The 17075-nt window shown below is 65.2% G+C and carries 11 protein-coding genes; 4 read left to right on the forward strand and 7 right to left on the reverse strand.

Translation table 11 applies throughout. From position 1 onward, the window contains the following. Positions 1–142: 142 nt before the first annotated feature. The 3 genes from ACFPK0_RS09620 to ACFPK0_RS09630 form a co-directional block, all read right to left on the reverse strand. On the reverse strand, positions 143–3109 hold the full coding sequence (locus tag ACFPK0_RS09620; protein WP_377340117.1) for a TonB-dependent receptor: 2967 nt from the start codon (positions 3107–3109) through the stop codon (positions 143–145). 229 nt (positions 3110–3338) lie between these two features. Beyond that, a complete protein-coding gene (locus tag ACFPK0_RS09625; RefSeq protein ID WP_377340121.1) occupies positions 3339–4178 on the reverse strand; it encodes an endonuclease/exonuclease/phosphatase family protein in 840 nt (279 codons plus the stop codon). Between the two features lie 71 nt (positions 4179–4249). Further along, positions 4250–5122 (reverse strand): MBL fold metallo-hydrolase, encoded by an 873-nt coding sequence (locus tag ACFPK0_RS09630; protein WP_377340123.1) that lies wholly within the window; start codon positions 5120–5122, stop codon positions 4250–4252. 88 nt (positions 5123–5210) lie between these two features. Between ACFPK0_RS09630 and ACFPK0_RS09635 the strand changes: the two genes are divergently transcribed. Then, positions 5211–6113, forward strand: a complete 903-nt coding sequence (locus tag ACFPK0_RS09635) for a LysR family transcriptional regulator (RefSeq protein ID WP_377340125.1) — start codon at positions 5211–5213, stop codon at positions 6111–6113. Positions 6114–6160: 47 nt separating this feature from the next. On the opposite strand, the gene ACFPK0_RS09640 is transcribed toward ACFPK0_RS09635, so the two are convergent. The 3 genes from ACFPK0_RS09640 to ACFPK0_RS09650 all read right to left on the reverse strand — a co-directional run bounded on the left by ACFPK0_RS09640 (position 6161) and on the right by ACFPK0_RS09650 (position 12248). Further along, complete coding sequence (locus tag ACFPK0_RS09640) at positions 6161–7408, reverse strand: mechanosensitive ion channel family protein (protein WP_377340128.1); 1248 nt, start codon at positions 7406–7408, stop codon at positions 6161–6163. A 78-nt stretch (positions 7409–7486) separates the two neighbouring features. Beyond that, entirely contained in the window at positions 7487–8788 is a 1302-nt protein-coding gene (locus ACFPK0_RS09645) for an MFS transporter (RefSeq protein WP_377340130.1), read from the reverse strand. Between the two features lie 304 nt (positions 8789–9092). Beyond that, positions 9093–12248 (reverse strand): cellulase family glycosylhydrolase, encoded by a 3156-nt coding sequence (locus tag ACFPK0_RS09650; protein ID WP_377340132.1) that lies wholly within the window; start codon positions 12246–12248, stop codon positions 9093–9095. A 253-nt stretch (positions 12249–12501) separates the two neighbouring features. Here ACFPK0_RS09650 and ACFPK0_RS09655 point away from each other — a divergent pair, with 253 nt between their 5' ends. From ACFPK0_RS09655 to ACFPK0_RS09665, 3 genes are all read left to right on the forward strand, one after another. Then, positions 12502–13554: a tellurite resistance/C4-dicarboxylate transporter family protein gene (locus ACFPK0_RS09655; RefSeq protein WP_377340134.1), complete on the forward strand. Its 1053-nt coding sequence runs from the start codon at positions 12502–12504 to the stop codon at positions 13552–13554. A 621-nt stretch (positions 13555–14175) separates the two neighbouring features. Next, a complete protein-coding gene (locus ACFPK0_RS09660; RefSeq protein ID WP_056078674.1) occupies positions 14176–14931 on the forward strand; it encodes a M90 family metallopeptidase in 756 nt (251 codons plus the stop codon). 231 nt (positions 14932–15162) lie between these two features. Next, positions 15163–16116, forward strand: coding sequence for a DUF2268 domain-containing putative Zn-dependent protease (locus ACFPK0_RS09665; protein WP_377340137.1), 954 nt, complete (start codon positions 15163–15165; stop codon positions 16114–16116). Here the strand turns inward: ACFPK0_RS09665 and ACFPK0_RS09670 are convergent. Further along, positions 16098–16994: an SDR family oxidoreductase gene (locus ACFPK0_RS09670; protein ID WP_377340139.1), complete on the reverse strand. Its 897-nt coding sequence runs from the start codon at positions 16992–16994 to the stop codon at positions 16098–16100. The genes ACFPK0_RS09665 and ACFPK0_RS09670 overlap by 19 nt on opposite strands. Positions 16995–17075: the final 81 nt, after the last annotated feature.

Below are 17075 nucleotides of genomic sequence, written 5' to 3' on the forward strand. Positions count from 1 at the left end.
GCACTCACCACAGCCGATGGCTGCCTGGCGCCAGCATCCATCATGTTTCCGGCACCCGCGACGGTCGAACCCCCGTATCAGGCACCGATCGTTGGGGACTCTCATTTCGACCCGTCAAAAACTCGCGTGCAAGCCCTCCAGACTACAGCTTGTAGTTGATGCCGAACAGGATGGTGCGCCCCCAGGTGTCATATTCCAGCGGGCGGGTGAGCGGCGCGTTGTTGGCCAGGGTGGACACCTGCACCGTCGAATCCGCCGAATTGGTGAGGTTGGTGACCTGCAGCAGCAGCGACAGGCCGTTGAGGCTGCCGTCGGTAAACACGTAGCCCAATTGCAGGTCGGTCTGCCGGTTGGCCCGGATCTTGGTGTAGCCCAGCTGATCGAACAGCGCCACCGCCTCGCCGGTGAACGATGAGCGGTAGCGCTCGGCCACGCGTATCGAGAAGCCGTAGCGCTCGTAGAACAGTGCCAGGTTGGCCACTTTGCGCGACAACCCGGGCAAGGTCTTGGGGCCGCCGGGAATGGACGAGATGGACGACTTCGGAATCGAGCTGTTGGTCAGCGAGAAATTGGCCTGTGCGCCAAACCCTTCCAGTGCACTCGCCAGCAGCCCACCTTCCAGCGCACCGGACAATTCCAGCCCGTCCATCTTGCCGCCGGTACCGTTCTGCGGCGTGGTGAACGAGCCGATGTTGCTGGTGGGCACCAGGGTGGGGTTGTCGTTGGTGTAGTTGGAAAAGTCGTAATCCAGAACGGTCTGCTTGTAGATGTAGTTCAGCAGGTTCTTGTGGAACACCGCCGCGGCCACGTAGCTGGCCTTGCCGAAATACTTCTCCCAGGACAGGTCGGTGCCGACCGCCACGTAAGGGCGCAGCTGCGGATTGCCGCCGCTCCCCGACCACAAGACCTGACCCGCGCCGGGCCCGTTGGTGATCTGCGACACATGCGCCGACGTCGCCACCTTCTCGTCATCGATGCGACCGCGCGCCATGCTCTTGGCCAGCCCCAGCCGCAGGTATTGGCGTTCGCCGATCTCCGCCACCAGGTTCAGGCTGGGCAGCACGTTGTTGTACGAGGCGCCGTCGCTGATGTTTCCCACCAGCGCATCGCCATTGGTCTGCAACGCCCTCGACGACTGCTTGGTGCGCACGAACTGCACGCCCAGGTTGCCACGCAGCGGCACGCTGCCCAGGTGCGTGTCGAGATTGAACTTCACGTAGGCCAGCGGCACCTTTTCCTCGACGGTGTAGTTGCGGCTCCAGTCGCCCTGCCCGTTCTTCTGCACGCGATAGAACTGGCCGCCGTACAACGCGCCCAGCACGTCGTAATTGAGGATGCCGTCGATGCCGCCATAGCCCAGCGACGTGGGGCGATACAGCATCGCCGGGTCGACCGGAGCACTGAGGTGCGCCTGGTACGTCTCCCTGGTGGAACCGTTGCCGTTGAGGTAGGCGAAATAGACGTCCGCATGCTTGGTCTTGGTGCGGTCCGACCAAGCCAGGCCCACGTCCATGTCGCTGAAGATCCAGCCCAGCGGATGGCTGGCCTGCAGCCGGAACGCGTGGATGGTGTCGTCCTGGTGGTCGAACTCGTCGCGGCCGTTGTAGCCATAGCCGGGCGGATCGCTCCACGGGCTGCCAGGGTCGGTGAACACCATCGTGGCCGGATCGGCCAGATCAACGCCGGGTGTGAAATGCGGATAGCCGAATGCGGCCGGCGTGTCGAAATCCACGCTGGTGAACGCGCCATCGGCCAGCCCGCTGAACAGGTAGGCGTCGTGCAATTTCACCCGCGCGCTGGATGAGGACAGGTCGGCCATCAAGGTCCAGTCGCCCAGATACAGCTTGTTGTTCCAGCCGATGGAATAGAGCTTGTCGTGCTCGTGCGTGTATTCGTTCTGCAGGATCGGCGCCACGCCGAGGATCGTGCCGGAGGTGACGATCGGCAGCGGCTGGCCCGGCGAAGTCTGCACGTTGTCGTAGGAAACATGGTCGTACGGACTGCTCGACCACTGCGCGCCGTTGGTGTAGCGGCGCTTGCTGAAGGTGGAGTAGTACATGTCCAGCTTGGAGTAGTACACGTCGTTCGGCGCCCACTCCACCACGGCCATCACGCCATTGCGCGTCTGCTTCTGCGACTGCGCGCGCAGCTGCATGCCTTCCTGCGAGATCACGTTGTCCGGCATGCCCGGCGTATGCGGGCCACCCCAGTTCTGGTCGATGCCGGCGCTGCCGTTGTTGGCGCTCCACCACCACGCCTGGTACTGCCGCTCCTGGATCGGCTGGTCGACCACGGACACGCCCAGCGCAATACCCAGGGTGTGGTTGAAGAACTGGTCGACATACGAAAAGCTGGCACGGTGGCCACTGGTCCCTGTTCCCGTGCCGGGATTCATCGAGCCGTTGCTGTTGTGCGCACCGCGCAGGTTGAACACGAACGTCCGCTTCGACAGATCCAGCGGGTTGATGGTGTGCAGGTCGACCGTGCCCGACAGGCCCTGTCCGACCAGGCTGGCATCGGGCGTCTTGTAGATGGTCACGCCATTGATCAGCTCGGCCGGGTACTGGTCGTACTCCACGCCGCGGTTCTCGCCCACCGTGGCCTGCTCGCGCCCATCCAGCGTGGTGCCCGCGAAATCCGGCGACAGGCCGCGGATGGAGATGGCGTTGGCGTGGCCGTCGGCGCGCTGGGTGGCCAGGCCGGGCACGCGCGCGAGGCTGTCGGCAATGCTGACGTCGGGCAGCTTGCCGATGTCCTCCGCCGAGATGGCCTCGACGATGTTGTTCGAATCCTCCTTGGTCTTCATCGAGCTGGCGATACTGCCGCTGATGCCGGTGACCACCACCTGGCTCATGTCGGTCACCGTTTTTTCAGGCTTCTTCACAGGCTTTGTGGACGCGGCGCTGGTGTCGCCGGTGTTCGCATCGCCGGCTTTCTGCGGCACCGGTGTGGTGGTGCCGGCGCTCGCCGTCGGCGGTGTACCGGACGCTGTCTGCGCCGATACGCTCTCCATGCCGGTGATGGCGAGCAGGGCCGCTGCACAGGCAACGGCCAATGGACGGAAACGGGCATACGCCAGGGATCCCTGCAATGCACAACGCGACTTCATGATGGACGCCCTTCTTGTCGGTGGACCTTGTCAGCGGCGTCAAGCAGACCTGGCGCGCGGCACCTGTTGCGCACGGCTTCGCGTCCCGCATCCGGCATGCCGGCAAACGTGGCGGAGCTACCGTTCCGTCGCCGGCCACCGGGGAGCGCATACACGCGCCGCCCATGAGCAACGGCGACAAGACACCACGAGCGATGTGGAGATTATGAAAAGAAAGGCGCCATGCCCGTCAGCGACCGAACTGCGCCACCACCGGGAAATGGTCGGAGGGATAACGCGGGCCTTCATGCGCGTCCACCGTTTGGACATCCAAAACCCTGAACCCGCGACTCAATATCCAGTCGATGCGCCGGTCCGGCGTGCCGGTGAAGTTGTGGAAGGTCCGGTCCGGGCCGGTGCGGTGCGGCGATGTCAGCCACGCGTCCTGCAGCGTGCGGGTCAGTTGCTGGTGCACGGGCGTCTCCGGCCCGCAATTGAAATCACCGGTGAGGATCACTCGCTCGGCGGCGGGAAGCCCGGCGATGCGCTTCAGGATCATGTCGGCGCTCAGCATCCGCGCATGCACGTCCTCCAGCCGATACGGGAAATGCGTATTGAAATACGCGAAGCTGCCGCCGCCCTCGCGAAAGCGGAACCGTGCCCAGGTGACCATGCGCGGGTAAGGCTGCCCCCAGGTCCTGCTGCCGGGCACGTCGGGCGTGTCTGAAAGCCAGAAATCACCGGAGCGTTCCACCTGCAAACGGTCCGTGCGATAGAACACGCCCATGTGCTCGCCCTTGCTGCCACCGTCGCGCCCCTGCCCGAACCAGGCGTAGCCCGGCAGATGCGCGGCAAGATACTCGCCCTGCTCCTCGGTCAGCTCCTGCGTGCCCAACACGTCCGGATGCTCCGCCAGGATCACCTTCACCATCAGCTCGCGCCGGTTCGCCCAGGCATTCATGCCGGTGTCCACCGGTACGCGCACGTTGAACGTCATGACCTTCAACGGCACTTCGGCGGCGATGCCCGTGTCGGCCATGCCAAGCATCGCCGTGCAGGCAAGCAGCGCAAACCAGTGACGCAGATTCATCGCAAAACTCCGGCGTGACGTGAGGTCGAAACGCCGAGACTAGCGCGAAAAACTGCGATGAAACATCGCGATCAGACAAACGCCCAACCACCTTCGACATGTGTATCCGCCCGCACCACCGACGTGCCGGGGAAATGCGAGCTGAAATACAGGCTGCCGTCGCGGATGGCATCCAGCACCCATGCGCGCGATCGGCGCGCCTGCTCGCCATCGGCGCAGAACACGGAGTTCCAGTGGGGATGGTGAAGTTGCAGCGGGTGGTGCATCACGTCGCCACCGAACAGTGCGCTCTCGCCACCGGAGGTCAGGCTGATCGACATGTGGCCCACGCTGTGGCCCGGCGTGGGATGAAAGCGGAAACCCGCCTCGATCTCTCCACCACGATCGCCCAGGCGTTGCACCAGCCCCGCGTCGATGAGCGGCTGCACGCTGTCGTCGAAGATCATGCGGCGCGGTGCGGCGGCCGGCGTGGCGTAGAAATCCTCTTCCGCCTGCGCGTAGACATAGCGCGCGTTCGGAAACGTCGGCTGCCAGCGGCCATCGACGAGGCGCGTATTCCAGCCGACGTGATCCACATGCAGGTGTGTGAGCAGCACCAGGTCGACATCCTCCGGGCGCACGCCCGCGTTGGCCAGCCGCTGCAGGTAGCCGGTATTGAGCTGGTCGAAGACACGGTTGAATGGCCGCGACTTGCCGTTGCCGATGCCGGTATCGACCAGCACGACCAAACCGTCGATGCGGATCAGCCAGCTGTGCACGCTCATGATCAGGGTCTGGTCGTCATCGGCGAGCATTTCCGGGTGCATGGCGTCGCGCCACGGGACGACGGCGGATTCGCTCCAGTCGGGAAAAACCTTCGGGCCGGGCAGCGTGGTGAGCAGGCGGTCGGTGATGCGGGTGATGTGGGCGTTGCCCACGCGATAGATCGTGCTTTCGGTCGTCATGGCGGCATCCGAGAGAGGGAGTGCACTACGATGGGGCCCCGCGCGCGATGAGCGTTAGCGCCCCGCTTGCATACCCGGTATCCAACCCATGGATATGAAACGCGCCGATATCGGCCTGCTGTTGTCGCTGGACGTATTGCTCGACGAGCAGCACGTCAGCCGCGCCGCCAACCGTCTGAACCTCAGCCAGTCGGCGATGAGCAGCCAGCTTGCGCGATTGCGGGAATGGTTCGGCGATCCGTTGCTGATTCCGTCGGGCAATGGTCGTGGCATGGTCCTGACGCCACGCGCCGAGGCCTTGCAGGCGCCGCTTCGCGCCGCGCTGCAAAGCTTGAACAGTGCCATCACAGCGAACGCGTTCGACCCGCAGCACGATGCCCGCACCTTCACCATCGCCGCCAACGACAATGCCTTTTCGGCGCTGGTACGGCCGCTGGCGCAGGCGGTGTTGCGGGAGGCGCCGGGAATCCGTCTGCGCTGCATCGCGCCCGATTACGCCAACATGGCGCCGCGCATGGAGCGCGGCGACGTGGATCTCTACCTCGGGGCAGCGCGCATGGTGGCGCCCTCGTTGAAGCAACGGCTGCTGCTTCGCGACGACTTCTGTGTGGCCCGCCGGCATGACGATCCGGCGCCCATGGACATGGCCGTCTATACGTCGCGCCCGCACGTGCTGATCTCACCCGCCGGCCAGTTCTCCAGCATCATCGACGATGCGCTGGCCAACCTGCAGCAGCAACGCCGCGTGGCCATGACGGTGGCCACGTATACGCAGGCGGCCAGCATGGTGGCCAGCTCCGACGCCGTGGCCACCTTGCCCAGCGCGTTCCTGCGCAGCCTGGGTTTTTCGCTGCGCATCGATCCCCTGCCCTTTGCGCTCGACGCCTTCGACTACGCGATGGCCTGGCATCCGCGCGTGCACGACGATCCCGCCCACCGCTGGTTGCGCGAGCGCCTCCTCGCCGGGCTGCACGACGGTCCCGGCGCATAGGCGGGAGACGAATCCGGCTTCACCTGACGCGCAGGCATCCGTTATCGCTACGCCGTGACGGTCGCACCTTCCGCGTCGACGCGATGCAGGCCGGCGCGCATGTCCGCGCCGGTCGGCTGCTGGAACAGCGACAAGCCGAACTCTGGCAGGATCGCGATCAGGTGATCGAAGATGTCGCCCTGCACGTTGTTGTGCGCCACAAAGCCGGTATCCACCGTGTAACCGTAGATCTGCAGCGGCAGGCCGGTGGGGCCGGGGTCCAGTTGCCGTACCGCCCAGAACAGGTCGGTGTTCACCCCGGGATGGGCCAGCACATAGGCCTGCATGTAAGCGCGGAAACTGCCGATGTTGCTGAGTCGGCGCTGGTTGATGGGCAACTTGCCCGCCTCGCCCTCGGCGGCATTCCACTGCGCGATTTCCTCCTGCTTGCGCTCGAAATAGCCGTCCATCAACTTGAACTGGCTCAGGTGCTCGATCTCCTCGGGTTTCAGGAACCGCACGCTGGTCAGGTCGATGTTGAGCGCCCGCCGTATCCGTCGCCCGGTGGCGTACATGTGGCGGTAATTGCGGTACGACTTGGAGATCAGGTGCCAGGTGGGCACGGTGCTGATGGTCTTGTCCCAGTTGACCACCTTGATCGTATGCAGGGCGATCTCCACCACGTCGCCGTCCACGTTGTCGTCCGGCAACGAAATCCAGTCGCCCACTTTCAGCATGTCGTTGGAGCTCAGCTGGATGCTGGCCACCACCGACATGATGGTGTCCTTGAAAATCAGCAGCAGCACCGCCGACACCGCACCCAACCCGGCCAGCAGCGACAGTGCCGAGCGATCCACCAGCACCGCGATGATCACGATGCCGCCGATCAGCCACACGAAGATCTTGACCAGTTGCACGTAGCCCTTGATCGAGCGCTCGCGCCCGCGCGGGCTGGCCTGGTACAGATCCTCCAGCGCCGACAGCGCGGCGTTGAGCGCCAGCACCACATACAGCGCGACCAGCGCCATCGTCAGCGTCGACACCAGGGTATCCACCAGCACGGGGACGCCCGGTACCCAGCCGATGCCGCGATGCAGGACCAGCATTGGCGCCACCTGCGCCAGCCGGCGGAAAACGCCGCGCTTTAGCAGTGCGTCATCCCAGTGCCAGGCCGTGCGCCGACTCACCGTCGTCATCACCCGCACGAGCACATGACGCACCAGCCACGCCACCAACCAGGCCACCGCCAGCAGCGCCACGCCACCCAGCACGGTATGCACCCACGCCGGTGCCAACAAAGCCTTCAAATCACCCATCAAGCCCTTCCGTCACACTGAAAACCGCCCCCTACTGTAAGGGCATGGACCGGGAAGGCCAACGCGCCGGCACAGCGCTCAGGTCACGCGTTCGCCTGCCGCCACGCGAACGGCGGTCACATCCGCCGGTGTCGGATGGATGCTCAAACGCGGGCGCCCGCCCGCCATCGAAAAGCGCAAGCGCCGATGTCGGACCAGATAGGTGATGGCTACCGCGGCCGCCGCCAACCCCGCCAGCGCACCGACACCCAACGCCCAGCGCGCACCGAAACGGTCGACCACCCAACCCACCAGCGGCGCCCCGATTGGCGTGCCCCCCATCACCACGGCGATGCGCAGCGCCAGCACCCGGCCGCGCATGGTGCGCTCGGTGGTGAGCTGCATCATCGAGTTGCTGGCGGTCATGAAGGTGAGTGCGGCCAGGCCCACGAAGAACAGCACGATCGCGAACAGCAACGGGCTGGGCATCATTGCCGCCACCGCCACGGCGATGCCGAACGCACCCGCGGACACCGCCATCAACACCATGCCGGGGAACGGGCGGCTGGCGGAAAACAAGGCGCCGCACATGGTGCCCGCCGCCATCGCCGAGGTCAGCAAGCCGTACTGGCCGGCATCGCCATGGAACACGGTGACCGACATGGTCGAGATGAAGATGGCGAAGTTGAAACCGAACGTGCCCAGCAGCAAAAGCATCACCAGCACCGCGATCAGGTCGGGACGCTGGCCCACGTAGCGAAAGCCGGCCAGCAGGCTGCCGCGCGTGCGCGGTGGCCGCGGCTCGACCAGCAACTCGTGCAGGCGAAGAAACCCCAGCGAGATCAGCACGGCACCGTAGGAGCCCGCATTGATCACGAACAGCCAGCCCTCGCCCACCGCGGCGATCAACACGCCCGCCACGGCGGGGCCGAGCATGCGTGCCGCGTTGAACGAGGCCGAGTTCAGCGCCACCGCATTGGCCAGGTCGTCGTCGCTGACCAGATCCGATACGAACGCCTGCCGCGCAGGCGCGTCGAACGCCGTCACGCAACCGAGCAACAATGCAAAGCCATACACATGCCACAGCTGCACCACGCCGGTGAGGGTGACAAGCCCGAGACCCAGCGCCAGCAGGCCGGCCGCGCCCTGGGTGAGCATCAGCAGCTTGCGCCGGTCCATGTGGTCGGCGGCGAAACCGGACAGCGGCAACAGCAACAGGGGCGGCCCGAACTGCAACGCCATCACCGTACCCACTGCCGTGGCGTTGTGCTGGGTAAGCACGGTAAGCACCAGCCAGTCCTGCCCGATGCGCTGCATCCAGGTGCCCACGTTGGACACCAGCGCGCCAGCGGCCCACAGCCGGTAGTTGTAATTCCTCAACGAGTGGAACATGCGGTTCATTGCGTGCCTGACAACTCCATGGGCGCGTGGCCGCCGTTCAACCCGATGAAAGCCGCGCCGCGAACGCACGGCGAACGCCGCCGACGAACGAAAGCATCGGACCCGTGAGCATGGCGTGCCTGCAAGACAGGCAGACGATGGAGCGGAGGCATGGGGACGGTTCGGGCACAAGGTGACGGCGGCAGGGATCGGCCGCCGTCGACAAGGTTACATGGTGTCGCCCGCAAGCTTCCCGTGCCAGACGTAGCGATGAGCAGCGGCGACGCCAGCATCCGCCGCGAACAAGCTGCTCATCCGACGCGCACTACTTCGCTGCGGCAGGCTCTTGCATCCCCGCGTTGTAGGAAGCTAGCACCGCCCCGCTCGCCCGATCGAGCAAGACCATCGCGCCACGCTGCGCGCCGAGGGTGAAATGGATCCTCGCGCCGGTGACGGTGTCCTTGATGTCGACGGTCTGGTCCTGCAGCGAATCGGAGGCAAAGCTGTACAGCACGGCGTCGTCGAGCACGGTGGGGAACGCCAGCACGCCCGGCGACAGCGACTGCAGTTGGGTGAATGCGGGAGCGACGCCGGCCTGCGCCAGCGCCCACGCATACAGCGCCGCCTGCGTGTCGTAGCCTTCGGCGAACGCCACCGGATCGGCCACCCAGATCAGCTTGCCCTTGCCGTGGCGCACGACCTTCAGCGAGGCGCTGTCGTCGAACCGCATGCTTTCAATCGGAGCCTGCTGCACGCTGGCCGGATAGCTGAGCTGCAACGGATGCTCGCGACTCGGCAAGCTCAGCGTGGATTGCCGTACCGCGATGGGGAACACGTCCGCCTTGAGCTTCAACGGGGCCAGCCGGTCGACCGCCTGCCAGTGCTCGTTGCGCTGCACCGGCCCGGACACCAGCAGACAGCCACCGTCGGCCACGTAGTCGAGCAGGTGTTGCCATGCGTCGTCGGTCAGTGCCTGCGCCGCCGGCAGGATCACCAGTTTCGGCTGGCCGAGTTCGGCCAGCCGATTCTCGGGCAGCAACCGCGCAGGCGTGTGGGTGTCGTAGGCCAAGGCGCGCAGCGATTTTTTCTGGGTGGCCATGGCCAGGTCGCGCATGCCGCTGTAGAGCAGCGACTGCGAGGTCACCATGGTGACGGCCGGCGCTTCGATGCGGGTGAAGCTCGCAGGACTTGCCGCCACAAAACGGGCGAACCCGGCCAGCACCCGTGCCTCGGGCTTCTCGGTGCCGTCCACGCGGATCGCGCCGATCGGTGTCTCGTTGTCGTTGGCCATGCGGGCGTTGACGTTCCACACCCACTCGATGCCGCCCGCGCCCTGGGCGAACGAGATCGCCATCTTGCGTTCGAGTTGCCAGCCCTCGATCTGCGGAGAAAAGCGCAGCCGGTCGCGCTGATCCAACCGCCGCTGCTCACCCAGTTCCTGGATCAGCATTGGCTGGCCCGGCAATTTCGCCGACAGGCCCGCCCACAACGCGCTGTCGAAATCCCACCACAGATGCGTGGTGGTGAAATCCACCAGCGGCGAGAAAAACGCTGGCGACAAGCGCGTCGCCACGCCGCCCTCCTCCTGACCCACAACCACCAACTGATTGGAGCCAGCGTCGCGGAGCGTGGCGCGCATGTGTTTCACCCAGTCGTTGAAGACGGACTGGGTGAACAGGTAATAGTCGTAGACCTTCAGCGGATTGGCGCCGGCGCGCACGCCATCCGGATCGAATGCACCGGCGACGGGCAAGGCGAACGGATCGGCGGCAGCTGCCTCGGGCGGCGCCACGTCCGGTTTCGACTGCAGCGCCCGCCCCTTGCCGAACGACGGCTCCGACCACGCCGCCAGCAGCGCGGCCTGATCGGGATAACGCTGCTTCAGCCAGCGTCGCCACGCCTGCTGCTCCAATGCATCACCTTGCGGCAGCGTCTTCCACAAGTTGGTGTTGGCGCTGGGTTCGTTGATCAGGTCCCACAGCAGAAACGGCACGTCGTGGAAGCGCTGCACCAGCGAATGGACGAAGCGATCCTGCATGGCCAGCGCGGCCGGATCGAGATAGGCATTGCCGGCGCCGAACGTCTCGGGAAGAAACGCGAACAGGTTGAACTGCACGGGAAGGTCATTTCGCCGCGCCGTCATCAACATCGCCTCGACCGCGCGCAGGGTCGCCTCGCTGGCCGACTTGTCCGGGTTCACCAACCGGTTCCAGGCCGACCAGATGCCCGTGCGGATCATGTTCAATCCACCGGCGCGGATCTGTTTCAGGTCCCGATCCCACACCCACACATTGGGTTTGCGCAGATAGTCGCGATCGACATCGCCCGCCATGTAGGTGGTGCCGACCACCGGCAACGGCTTGTCGTCGAGCTGGAAATAATCGCCGTTGACGGTGAGCTTCGGGCCGCTGCGCAGATATGCCAGGTCGCGCATCCAGAAGCCCGAACGATACGTCCACACCGGCGCACCGTTGCGCTCCAGCGTGGCCTCGACCACATGCAGGCCCGCGCCTTCGGCCGCCTGTTTCGGCAAGGTCACGGGCTGCGTGGGATCGGCCTTGAAGCTGTAGTGCTGGGCCGCGCCGGTGTCCGCGTGCACGCTGACCTTGAGCGTATCGCCGGCCTCTACCGTGGCTCCACGCGCCGGCTCGAACTGGAATTGCAGCGCTTCACCCTGCACGAACAGCGGCATGCGCGGGCGGAACGTGAAGCGGTCATCCTGCCGCAACGCCAGCGCCTGCAGTCGCTGCAGCAAGTGGGAGTTGGCGAAGGCATCACCGTCCGGATCGCAGGCCAGGAAGATCCAGCGCCCGCCCACGAAACGATGCTGCACGTGATCGACCAACAACGCCGGCGCCGCCAGCTTGTGACCATCGCGCGCGCCCCAGGCCAGCGTGGTCAGAAAGGCATCCTCACTGCCGTTGTTGGCCGCCGTGTCCTTGGGGTCCATCACCACCGAAAGGCGGATCACCGGACTCCACGCCTGCTTCCAGCCGAACGCTGGCAGCGCCGGAGCCACATCCGCATTCGGCTCGAACTGCAGCGCCTGCGAACCGGGCGTGGGCTGCCAACCCTGGATGAAAAGCTCCAGCGACGCCGCCACGCTGGACTCGCGCAACCGCCACTTGTTGCCGTCGCGATAAGCCGCCCGCGTGAACGGCTTGCCGCCCAGCACGATCAGGTTTCCACCGCGGTCGAGGTAACGCAGGATGGACGGCCACGCCGCCTCGGGATAGGTCGAGCCATAAGGCAGCACGAGCAGCTTCGTCTGCGCCGAGCCGAGCGCCGCCTCGAGCTGTGCCGCGTTCACCATGCGTGCGTCGGGAAATCCTGCCGCCAGCGCCGCGGTGGGCACCGGCGACGTATCGGCCGCGGGAAAACCGGGCTGCTGGAAAACCACCGTTCCGTCAGCGGCCAGCGCGGCCGGCACGATGCAGCCGCCAAGGACAACCAGCCACAGGAATCGCAGGAAGAAAGACATGGAACGTTCCCCAGAAAAGTCGGCGTCGGCCCGATCAGGAGCCTGCAAAAGGTAGCAGCGCTTGCGCAATCGCCGGACGGCCCAGCCCAACCACTTTCCGCCGCGATCATGGTAGATAACGTTACCATGCCATGACGGATCATGGGCAACGTGAAACCAGGCGTTCTCCATCGCGCCACGTTGAAGAAGACCGTGGCATCGTGGATGCCGCTTTCCCGACCGGCCTGCCCCGGCCCCCACGGCATAGAAGCCCATGCATCCGAACGCGTTGTCGATGTTCGTGCGCTCGCGAATCCGCCATCTGAATCCCGGCTGCTTCGCGCTGGTGATGGCCACCGGCATCGTGTCGATCGACGTCAGCCAGCACGGCATGCCCGCGCTGGCGCAGGCGCTGTTCGGCCTGAATCTGCTGGCGTATGTCGTGCTGCTGGCGATGAGCGTGCTGCGCCTGCTGCACTTTCCGCGCGAGCTGCTGGCCGATTTCGTGAGCCCCGGCCGGGGTGCGGGTTTTCTTACCTTGGCGGCGGGTACCTGCGTGCTCGGCAGCCAATGCCTGTTGGTGGTGTCCCTGCCCCGGCTTGCCGATGGTTTGCTGGCGGTCGGCGCATTGAGCTGGATCGGCCTGGTCTACCTGTTCCTCGCCGCCACCATCACCGCGCGCATCAAGCCCGGCTTTACCCGCAGCATCAACGGCGGCTGGCTGGTGGCCGTGGTGGCAACGCAGGCGCTGGCCGTGTTGCTGGTGCTGCGCACGGCCAGCGTGTCGCCGCTCAGCCCGGCATGGTTGTTCACGGCGCTGTGCCTGTACCTGCTGGGCGCGGCGCTATACCTGCTGATCATCACGCTGGTGGTGTATCGCCTGGTGTTTTTCCCCTTGCGTGCCCGCGATTTCACCCCGCCGTACTGGATCAACATGGGTGCGCTGGCGATCACCGCGCTGGCCGGCACCCTGTTGGTGCGGCACATTCCTGCATCAAGTTCGCTGGCGCAGCTGTTGCCGTTCGTGAAAGGTTTCACGCTGTTCTTCTGGGCGACCGCCACCTGGTGGATACCGTTGCTGCTGCTTCTGGAAGGTTGGCGATACGCCTGGCGGCACGTGCCGCTGCGCTATGAAGCGGACGACTGGGACATCGTTTTTCCGGTGGGTATGTACACCGTGGCCACGTATGAACTGGCGCAGGCGCTGCAGCTGGATTTCCTGCAGATCATCCCGGACGCGGGCGTGTATGTGAGCCTGGCGGTGTGGTTGTTCTTCGCCGTCGCCGGCTTGCTGCGCGCTTTTCGACGCCGCGCCACACAGGCCTGACACGCGCGTATGCGGGGCCTTTTGTCGCACCGCGTGGTTTCGCCCCGAAGCAACCGGGCCCCGGCCCGCCAGACATGCTACAATCGCGCTGCAAATAACTGTAAACAAAGGAAAAAAAGGAGGCACAAAATCAAAACTTCAATCATGTCACTGTTCTACCGTAGCCCACGGGCCAAGCGGTCTGGCACGACCTCTGATTCACCCGTCAATCGCGCAGTCCATCTGCCCGAGGGCTTTTTCATCCACCGCCCACACCGTCGCTCACGCATGCGCGACAGCAGCTACACCACGGGCACCTACGCCAGCCGTCCCGTCTACCGCAATGGTCTTGCGCGACAGCAGGCATTTCGCGTGATCTAGCATCACGCAGTGAACCACTCGACCTGAGCCGGTTCACCACATGTTTCATGCGGGGGATGCGAGGCGGCGCCACGGGCGGCTGACCATCGGCTGCAGAGGCACCAGCCACGCATCCCGAGGCGGATTCTCCGCATCGCGTTTCCACCACCACACACGGCTTCATCCTCGACGCAGGTGTCAGGGTGCGGCGATCGGTGCACGGGCTTGCAAAAGCGCGGCACCGAAGCCATGAGTGTCTGATCGAACACGTTGGCAGCATCCATGTTCAAGCTCATCCGAAACTGGCGCGAGCGGCGCGTCGTCGCGCAGCATCCGATTGCCGAAGACCTCTGGCGCAAGGCGCTGCAGCGCTGTGCGCCGGCACGTCGGTTGGGCGCTTCCGATCAGGCAACGCTGCGCGTGCTGGCCACGCTGTTTCTGCACCGCAAATCCATCGAGCCGGTCGAAGGGGTTGAACTGGACGACGCTGATCGCGTGCTGCTGGCAACGCACGCATGCCTGCCCATCCTGAAGCTGGGCCTGGACTGGTACGACGGCTGGCACAGCGTCATCGTGTACCCCGCCGCCTTCATCCCGCGCCACTCGCATATGGACGACGCGGGCGTGGTCCACCAGTCCGATGCCGTGTTGTCGGGCGAGGCGTGGGGCCGCGGCCCGGTGATCCTGTCGTGGGAGGACGTGCTGCACATCGGGGAGACGCCCGGCCACAACGTGGTCATCCACGAAATGGCGCACAAACTCGACATGCTCAATGGCGACGCCAACGGCTTTCCGCCGATGCACCGGCGAATGGACCACCGCGTGTGGTGGAAGGTTTTCTCCAACGCCTGGGATCGCCTGAAGGATGCGCACCGCAACGGCGCCGAGTTGCCGATCGACCCGTATGCCCTGGAAAACCCGGCCGAATTCTTCGCGGTAGCCAGCGAGCAGTTCTTCGAAACGCCCGCAGCGCTGCGCCAGCATCTACCGAAGGTGTATCGCCAGCTTGAGTTGTTTTATCGGCAGCACCCGTATTGAGCGTGAGCTGTTCCTTCTCCCGCTGCGCGGGAGAAGGTGCCCGGAGGGCGGATGAGGGCGCTTTTGGCCGGTGCGGAAAGCAACAGCGCGGCTATGCCGCGCGCCCCCTTCCGCCTTCGGCACCGTCCCCCGCGCAGCGGGGGAAGGAATCAGGTAGGACGATTTATTGCGGATAACATGCACGCGAATAAATCCACGCCACCAGGACCCCACGTGCGCCGATCGATTCTCATGCTCCTGCTCGTGCTGTTCAGCACCTTCGCACACGCCGCGACCCAACCCGAACCACCCTCGATCACCTCGCGACAACCCGTCGTGCGCATCGACGATGTCGCGCGCTTTTATGCGGTCTACGACAAGGCCGACGGCAAACCCTCGGCCGCGGCGCTCCAGGCGGGTTACCTCGACGCCGGGTCACCGGGCCTGCAGCAATTCGTGACGGCGCGGATTTCCTCCGCCCAAAAACTGGCGGATGCCATCGCCAAATCACCGCAGGATTTTCGCGACGCACGCCGCTGCGTACCGATGCTTCCGGCAGCGCGCGATCAGCTGCGACAGGTGTTTTTCGAGTTGACCAAGCTCGATCCGCAGGCGACGTTTCCACCGGTGACGATCGTCATCGGCCGCAACAACACCGGCGGCACCACCACCTCGAACGGCGTCACCATCGGCCTCGAAGTGATCTGTCGATCGAACTGGCTGACCCCCGACATCACCCAGCGGCTGGTGCACCTGATCGCCCACGAATACGTGCACGTGCAGCAGCCGGCGGCACAGGTGGCTCCGCCAGCCAATGCCACCGTGCTGTTTGCCTCGCTGGTGGAAGGCGGCGCCGAATTCATCGGCGAGCTGACCTCGGGCGAAGTCCTGAATGTCCACCTGAAGCGCTGGACGCAGGACAAGGCGTGCCGCATCGAACGCGATTTCCAGACGCACGCCATGGATACCGACATGTCCCACTGGCTGTACAACGGCCCCGGCACACCCCAAGCGCCGGGCGACCTCGGCTACTGGGTGGGTTACCGCATCGCGCGCGCCTACTACGCGCAGGCCAGCGACAAGCCGCGCGCGATCCAGGACATCCTCAACGTCAACAACGACAACGCGGCCAGCTTTCTCGAACGAAGTGGCTGGCGCGCGGATGAGGACTGCGTTGCTGCGTCCGCTCAGTCCCGACGCGAATAATCCATGTGCTTGAGGTCGTCCATCAGGCTCGGCCCGGTCGGATGCCAGTCCAGCACGCGCCGCGTCCATGCGCTCGACGCGGACAGATCGAGGCCCACGAAGCCACCCAGCCAGCCGAAATGATCCGGCGCCTCACTGGCGTCGATCGATTTGACCGGCACATCCAGGCCCGCGCCAATCACCTGCGCAATGTCGCGAACGCAAACGCCCTCCTCATCGACGGCGTGATAGCGCTCGCCGGGTTTGCACTTCTCGATCGCCAGCCGATACAGCCTGGCCACATCGAGCACATGCGCGGCGGGCCAGCGGTTCAGTCCCTCGCCAACGTAAGCCGACACGCCCTTCTCGCGGGCGATGTCGATCAGCGGACTGACGAGGCCCTGGCGAACGGTGTCGTGCACCTGCGGCAGCCGCATCACCGACACGGCCACGCCGGCGGCCAGCATTTCCGCACCGGCCAGTTCCGTTGCCATGCGCGGGTTGGGATGCTCCGGGTTGAAGACGTCCTCCATTGCAGGCTGGCCCGCCGCCGAGCTTCCCGCACCCGTGCCCGATGTCAGCAACAGGGGTCGCGAGGATCCCGCCAACGCCGAACCCAGCGCCTTGATCACCCGCGCGTCCTTTTCGCAGTTGGCCACGAAATGGGCGAAATCGTGATCGAACGCGGTATGGATCACCGCGTCGGCGTCCGCCGCACCACGCCGCAGGCTGTCCAGGTCCTCCAGCAGCCCGAAATGCGGTTCCGCGCCCGCGGCAACGAGTGCCTTGGCGCCCGCTTCCGAGCGGGTCATGCCCACCACCTGATGACCGGCCGCCAGCAGTTCCGGCACGATTCTCGAGCCAATGAACCCGGTGGCGCCGGTGAGAAAAATACGCATGGGAATCGTCTCTTGTTGGGTTGTCGAAACGATCCTATGCCCCAAAACATACGGGTAAAGTAGTTGCATTATCCTGGTATA

It is taken from the genome of Rhodanobacter ginsenosidimutans (assembly GCF_042655685.1).
Lineage (GTDB): Bacteria > Pseudomonadota > Gammaproteobacteria > Xanthomonadales > Rhodanobacteraceae > Rhodanobacter > Rhodanobacter ginsenosidimutans.